Annotated in this window: 5 protein-coding genes; 2 read left to right on the forward strand and 3 right to left on the reverse strand. The window is 71.0% G+C overall.

Features of this window, described 5'->3' with window-relative positions:
* Positions 1-246: 246 nt before the first annotated feature.
* Together pcaG and pcaH are read right to left on the reverse strand one after the other, a co-directional pair.
* Positions 247-861, reverse strand: a complete 615-nt coding sequence (gene pcaG / locus ACODT0_RS42115) for a protocatechuate 3,4-dioxygenase subunit alpha (protein ID WP_057590881.1) — start codon at positions 859-861, stop codon at positions 247-249.
* Positions 862-884: 23 nt separating this feature from the next.
* Positions 885-1,601, reverse strand: coding sequence for a protocatechuate 3,4-dioxygenase subunit beta (pcaH, locus tag ACODT0_RS42120; RefSeq protein WP_057590882.1), 717 nt, complete (start codon positions 1,599-1,601; stop codon positions 885-887).
* A gap of 122 nt (positions 1,602-1,723) precedes the next feature.
* On the opposite strand from pcaH, the gene ACODT0_RS42125 reads away from it, so the two are divergent.
* Positions 1,724-2,707 carry a LysR substrate-binding domain-containing protein gene (locus tag ACODT0_RS42125; protein WP_057590883.1) on the forward strand — a complete coding sequence of 328 codons (984 nt, stop codon included), beginning with the start codon at positions 1,724-1,726 and terminating at the stop codon, positions 2,705-2,707.
* 95 nt (positions 2,708-2,802) lie between these two features.
* Here ACODT0_RS42125 and ACODT0_RS42130 read toward each other — a convergent pair whose 3' ends face one another.
* Positions 2,803-3,237, reverse strand: coding sequence for a DUF1841 family protein (locus ACODT0_RS42130; protein ID WP_057597876.1), 435 nt, complete (start codon positions 3,235-3,237; stop codon positions 2,803-2,805).
* Between the two features lie 343 nt (positions 3,238-3,580).
* Between ACODT0_RS42130 and ACODT0_RS42135 the strand changes: the two genes are divergently transcribed.
* A partial coding sequence (locus ACODT0_RS42135; protein ID WP_489044016.1) for a hypothetical protein occupies positions 3,581-6,891 on the forward strand: 3,311 nt, incomplete at its 3' end.

Raw genomic sequence — 6,891 nt, forward strand, 5'->3', positions numbered from 1 at the left:
TGCTGCGCGCGGGCGCCTTGCATCCAGCCCCTTTGCGGGGCAACGCGACCCCTTGCATCGTGTTAACAGGCCCTAGAAGGACTGGACGTCCAGGGAAGCCGAGGGGGATGACATGCGTTGCTCCGTGTTGGAATGGTTTTGCGTTGCGCAGCGGCGAGCGCGCGGCCGCCTTGCGGCTGCCGCGCTGTAAAGAAGAAGTCCGGGTACGAAAAAGCCGGCGCGGTGGCCGGCTTCGGGTTCAGGCGCTCAGACGTCGAAGAAGGCGGTTTCCTCCGCCCCCTGCATGCGGATGTCGAAGCGGTAGCTCACCGCGCCGCCGCGCTCGATGCGCTGCGCCACCAGCGTGTGGCGGCGCTCGGCCGGCACGCTCTGCAGCACCGCGTCCCTGGCGTTGGCCTCGGCCTCGTCGCTGAAGTACACGCGCGTGAAGGCATGCAGCAGCAGGCCGCGCATCAGCACGATCACGTTGATGTGCGGCGCCTCGCCGGGCGACTCGGCGCCGGGCTTCACGGTGTGGAACACGAAGCGGTTCTGCGCGTCGGTGCCCGTGCCCACGCGGCCGAAGGCGCGAAAGCCCAGTTCGCGCGCCTGCGCCGGCGTCTGCGGATAGCGGCCCTCGCCATCGGGCTGGCTGATCTCGACCAGCGCGTCGTTGATGGCATTGCCGTCGCCGTCGATCACCCGGCCCTCGAGGCGGATGCGCTCGCCGGCGGCGTCGTCCAGCGCCAGCACCGCGTCGAAGGGCTGGTCGAAGTCGTAGCCGTACTGCGTGGCGGTGAGGCCGTAGGCGAAGTAGGGGCCCACGGTCTGGGAGGGCGTCTGGCCGAAGTCGGCTTCCTGGGCGCTCATCAGTTTGCTCATGGCGTGTCTCTTTCCTTCTTCGCTCAGCGGTTCTCGAACGGCGTCTCGTCGGCGCCGCGCAGCACCATGTCGAACTGGTAGCCCAGCGCGTAGCCTTCCTCGGTGATGTCGAGGCTGAAGTCGGCGATCAGCCGGTTGCGGTAGCGCTCGGGCGTGCCGGTGACCATCGGGTCGTACTGCAGCAGCGGGTCGCCCGGGAAGTACATCTGCGTGACCAGGCGGCTCGCGAAGCTCTGGCCGAACAGCGACAGGTGGATGTGCTGCGGGCGCCAGGCGTTCGGATGGTTGCCCCAGGGGTAGGCGCCGGGCTTGATCGTGAGGAAGCGGTAGCGACCCTCGCTGTCGGTCAGGCAGCGGCCCGCGCCGAGGAAGTTGGGGTCCAGCGGCGCATCGTGCTGGTCGACCTTGTGCACGTAGCGGCCCGAGGCATTGGCCTGCCAGAGCTCGACCAGCGTGTTGGCCACCGGGCGGCGGCGCTCGTCGAGCACCTGGCCCGTGAGGATCATGCGTTCGCCCAGCGGCTCGCCGTTGCGGCGCGCGTTGCGCGTGAGGTCGTGGTCGAACTCGCCGATGCTCTCGTGGCCGTAGACCGGCTGCTGCAGCTCGCCGAGCGAGGCCTTGAGCGGGATCAGCGGCTTCTGCGGACCGCGCTTCACGGTCGACTTGTAGCCGGGGTAGACGTAGCTGGGATGGGCGTCCCAGTCACGCGGGGTGAGCTGGGGCTGGGTCTTGGTCAACATGCCTGTTGTCTCCTGAATCGTGGGACGGACCGGGTCCGGATGGGCGAATTCTGGAATCGCGCTTCGATGATGTAAATTGAAGATTGATTCGATTTCAATAACCACTGGTAATTAAAGAGGCGATGACGAGCGACCTGCGGCTGGACTTCGTGCGCAACGTGCAACTGCGCCACCTGCGCTGCCTGGTGGCGGTGGCGCAGGAGCGTCACCTGGCGCGCGCGGCCGAGCGGCTGGCGTTGAGCCAGCCCGCGGTGTCGAAGACGCTGTCGGAGCTCGAAGGCATCGCCGGTACGCGGCTGGTCGAGCGCGGCAGCGCCGGGCGGCGCGGCGTGCAGGGGCTCACGCCGGCCGGCGAGCAGCTGCTCGCGCATGCACGGAAGGTGCTCGAGGCGCTCGATGCCAGCGCCGAGGCCATCGCGCCCACGGCCGCGGGACGCGTCGAGCGGTTGCGCATCGGCGCGCTGCCCAGCGTCGCGCCCGCGCTGCTGCCGGCCGCGCTGGCACGGCTGCGCGGCCTCTGGCCCGCGGTGCAGGTGGTGGTGAAGAGCGCGGCCAACCCGGTGCTGCTCGACGAGCTGCGCGCCGGCGAGCTCGACCTGGTGGTCGGCCGCATGAGCGATCCGCGCCAGATGGGCGGCCTGAGCTTCGAGCTGCTGCACACCGAGCCGCTGGTGTTCGCGGTGCGCACCGGCCATGCGCTCGCGCACCGGCCGGTGTCGGTGCAATCGGTGCTCGACTATCCGCTGATGGTCTACGGCGAGGGCACGATCCCGCGCCACAACACCGAGAGCTTCCTGTCGGCGCGCGGCCTCGCGCTGCCGGCCAACACGCTGCAGACGCTCGACGTCGCGCTGGCGCGCGCGCTGGTCGCGCTGTCGGATGCCGTGTGGATCACGCCGCTGGGCGCGGCGCGCGGCGAGCTGGCCGACGGCCGCATGGTGCGGCTGCGCATCGACACCGCCGGCACCGAGGAGCCCGTGGGCCTGCTGTTGCGCAGCGATGCCGAGCCCTCGGCGCTGCGTACCGCGATGGCGGGGCTGCTGCGCGAGGCCGCGAAGCCGCAGGGCTCGCTGCCGGCGCGGCGGCGCGGGGCGTCGGCGGGGTAGGGGGCGGGTGGCCGCCGCCGGGCCGCCCCAAGGCGGCCGCGTCTCCCCCTCGGGGGGTGGAGTTACACGACCGAAGGGAGTGAATAGCCGGGGGGCTAATCTTTCGTCGCGCGGCGTTGAACGCAGGCGACATAGCCTTCGCCATCGGGCGGGCGCCCCGCGCGCTGGCTCTCCCACATCATCTGCCCCAGGCATTCCATCGCCTCGTGGTGCGCATCGAGCAGCGAGCCGCGGCGCGCGGCCAGCAGCTCGACCGCCTGGCGGATGCCGCGCGGCTGGTCGATCGAGCACTGCTCGCTGATCGACAGGTGCATCGACAGATGCAGGAACGGGTTCTCGCGGCCGTTCGCGCCGTCGTAGACGCGCGCCACCGCCGCGTCGGCGTCGACCAGGTCCTCGTGGTATTCGGGGTGTGCCTCGATCCAGCCGGCGGCGATGGTTTCGAGCGCTTCCATCGGCAGGCCCTGGCGGTGCTTGGCGTAGACGTCGCAGAAGAAGCGGCGCACCTCTTCCTGGGTGGGGTTGAACATATATAGATAGGCAGAGAAAGAAGCGGAAGGGACGCAGGCCGCGAGGCCGTGGGCGCGTGCGCGGCGATGACGCGTAACGCAGGTCCGTGGCGCTTGCGCGTGTCGGCCGAAGACCCCTGGGGTCGGGCCGGCGTTCCGGGACACACACGTTACATCGTTACGTAACGAATCGAAAAAAGACCTCGGTGAAAGCCCTCGCGAACCGTTTCGCGAAGGACTGATTTGGAAGAAAAAACCAAGCAAATCAATGAGTTGCGGCGGTCGATGGGCAGTGGGTGCAAGGCCTGGAAAAAGCGGCACGCAAGTTGCCCCTGTAGTTCCATCTTTTGTCACAGAGGCCGCCATGACTGCACCACAAGCATCGTCCCCCTCGACCGCAGGAACTGCCGATAACGGCGTTGCTCCAGTGGTCATCGCCCAGGCCACCGCAACGCCGATCGCTCCCATGGGCTCGGCACCGGTGGTCGCACCCGCAGCGCCCGCCGCGACGGCGCCCGCCAGCATCGGATCGCTATCCAATGCTACGCCGGGCACGGTCGTGATGCGCGATGGCGTGTCGATTCCCGTCGACGGCGGCCATTCGCTGATGGCCGGCGATCGCGTGATCGTTCCCGACGGTGGCCAGGCCAACGTCCTGTTCCCCGGATCGGCCGGCAACAAGGCGCCGCTGGCCGGCGTCTTCACCGGCGGCACCGATGCCACGGTGGGTTCCACCAAGCTGCCCGGCGGTCTCGAGCAGGTCAACGTCGACGTGGCCTCGGGCGACCTGCAGGTCACGCCGCCCGACAGCGATGCGGATGCCGCCGCGCTGGCCGTGACCAAGAAGCTGGCTGCCGGCAGCGGCATCGGCCTGGGCGAGTTCGCCCTCGGCGCGCTGGGCGCCGCCGCACTGGGTGCCGCGCTGAGCGGCGGCGGTGGCGGCGATGGCGGTTTCATTCCTTTCCTCGTTCCTGGCGGGACCGGTGAATCGGATGCCGATGCCGACGCGGACGCTGATGCGGACGCCGATGCCGATGGCGATGCGGACGCCGATGCGGACGCTGATGCCGATGCCGATGCCGATGCCGATGCGGACGCCGATGCGGACGCCGATGCCGATGCCGATGCTGATGCCGATGCCGATGCCGATGCGGACGCCGACGCCGATGCCGATGCCGACGCTGATGCGGATGCCGACGCTGATGCCGATGCCGATGCCGATGCCGATGCCGACGCTGATGCCGATGCCGATGCGGACGCGGACGCGGACGCGGATGCCGATGCCGATGCCGATGCCGATGCGGACGCGGACGCGGATGCCGATGCCGATGCCGATGCGGACGCTGATGCTGATGCCGACGCCGACGCTGATGCCGACGCCGACGCCGACGCCGACGCCGATGCCGATGCCGACGCCGATGCCGATGCCGACGCCGATGCCGACGCCGATGCGGATGCGGATGCGGATGCGGATGCGGATGCTGACGCAGACCACCTCCTCGACCCGGGCAACGGCCTCGTCGACCATGTGATCGACGCCGTGGACGACACCCTCGGCCTGGGTGGCGCGCTCGATCCGGTGAAGCCGGTGGTCGATGGCGTCACCGACCTGCTCGACGACGTGCTCGCGCCGATCGTCGGCGAAGAGTTCACGCCCGACGATCCGAACGAGTTCGACCCGGTCGACACGGCCGTGGACAACCTGACCAACGGCGTGGGCGGCGCGGTCGCCCCGGTCGTCGATGCCCTGCTGGGCAACGGCGTGACCGATGCGCTGATCGGCTCGCTCAACGGCCAGGTCGACTACGTGACCGACGCCCTGGCGAATGGGCTCGAGAACGTGCTGGGCAGCGATGGCCTGCTCGGTGGCGTGACCACCGGCCTGGGCATCGACGGCGTCGTCGACGGCCTGCTGGGCACCGACGGCACCATCGGCCAGGTGGTCGATGGCCTGCTCGGCGAAGGCAGCCTGCTGGGCAGCGCGCTCGGCGAAGACGGCGTCGTGGGCCAGCTGCTGGGCGACGATGGCCTGGTCGGCGGCCTGATCGGCGAAGGCACCGCGGTCGGCAGCCTGCTCGATACCCTGGTGGGTGACGGCGGCCTGCTCGGCGGCGTGGGTGGCGAAGGCGGCCTGCTGAGCGGCCTGCTCGGCCCGGCCCTCGGTTCGGACGGCCTGCTGGGCAGCCTGATCGGCGACGACAGCGCGCTCGGCGGCCTGCTCGGCGACGACGGCCTGGTCGGTGGCCTGCTCGGTTCCGACGGCGTGCTCGGCGGCCTGCTGGGCAGCGCGGGCCTCACCGGCGGCCTGCTCGGCGAAGGCGGCCTCGTGGACAGCCTGCTGGGCCCCGATGGCGTGGTCGGCGGCCTGCTGGCCGACGGCCCGCTGGGTGGCCTGCTCGGCGGTGAAGACGGTCTGCTCGGCGGCCTGCTGGGCGACGACGGCCTGCTGGGTGGCCTGCTCGGCGACGGCGGCCTGCTCGGTGGCGTGCTCGGCGACGACGGTCTGCTCGGTGCCAGCGGTCCCCTGGGCGGCCTGCTGAGCGACGACGGCCTGCTGGGTGGCCTGCTCGGCAATGACGGCCTGGTCGGTGGCCTGCTGGGCGACGATGGCCTGCTCGGCGGCGTGCTGGCCGACGACGGCCTGCTCGGTGGCCTGATCGGCGGCGACGGCCTCGTGGGCGGCCTGCTCGGCGATGACGGCCTGGTCGGCGGCCTGCTGGGCGACGACGGCCTGGTCGGTGGCCTGCTGGGTAGCGACGGCGTCGTCGGCGGCCTGCTTGGCGACGGTGGCCTGGTGCAAGGCCTGGTGGGTCCGGACGGTCTCGTTGGCGGCCTGCTGGCCGACGACGGCCTCGTCGGTGGCCTGCTCGGCGATGACGGCCTGGTGGGCGGTCTGCTCGGCGGCCTGCTCGACGGCATCGGCGGTGGCGGTGGCGGCACGGGCGCGCAACTGCTCGACCCGACCGACAGCATCGTCGGCGGCCTGGTCGACGGCCTCAACGACGGCCTGCTCGGCGAGCTCGGCCTGGGCGACGTGCTCGCCCCGGTGGTCGGCCTGACCGACAGCCTGACCGACACCGTGAGCGGCCTGCTGGGCCCGGTGCTCGGCGACAGCTTCACGCCGAACGACCCGAACGTGCTGGACCCGGTGGACGACCTCGTGGGCCAGGTCACCGATGGCGTGGGCGGCCTGCTGAGCCCGCTGACCGACCAGCTGCTGGGCGCCGGCACGACCGACGCGCTGCTGGGCGCGGTGGGCACGCAGGTCGACTTCCTGACCGATGGCGTGGCGAACCTGATCGGCGGCGATGGCCTGCTGGGCGGTGTCCTGGGCGATGACGGCCTGCTGGGCGGTCTGCTTGGCGGCGACGGTGGCCTCCTGGGTGGCGTGCTGGGCGATGACGGCCTGCTGGGCGGTCTGCTTGGCGGCGACGGTGGTCTGCTGGGTGGCGTGCTGGGCGACGACGGCCTGCTGGGCGGTCTGCTTGGCGGCGACGGTGGTCTGCTGGGTGGCGTGCTGGGCGACGACGGCCTGCTGGGCGGTCTGCTTGGCGGCGACGGCGGTCTGCTGGGCGGTGTCCTGGGCGATGACGGCCTGCTGGGCGGTCTGCTTGGCGGCGACGGCGGTCTGCTGGGTGGCGTGCTGGGCGACGACGGCCTGCTGGGCGGTCTGCT

This window comes from Variovorax sp. FG153, from assembly GCF_057809595.1.

What these genes read in the sequence shown, in the direction of transcription:
- pcaG (WP_057590881.1), bottom strand. Translation starts at nt 861, where the DNA reads ATGAGCAAACTGATGAGCGCCCAGGAAGCCGACTTCGGCCAGACGCCC.
- pcaH (WP_057590882.1), bottom strand. Translation starts at nt 1,601, where the DNA reads ATGTTGACCAAGACCCAGCCCCAGCTCACCCCGCGTGACTGGGACGCC.
- ACODT0_RS42125 (WP_057590883.1), top strand. Translation starts at nt 1,724, where the DNA reads ATGACGAGCGACCTGCGGCTGGACTTCGTGCGCAACGTGCAACTGCGC.
- ACODT0_RS42130 (WP_057597876.1), bottom strand. Translation starts at nt 3,237, where the DNA reads ATGTTCAACCCCACCCAGGAAGAGGTGCGCCGCTTCTTCTGCGACGTC.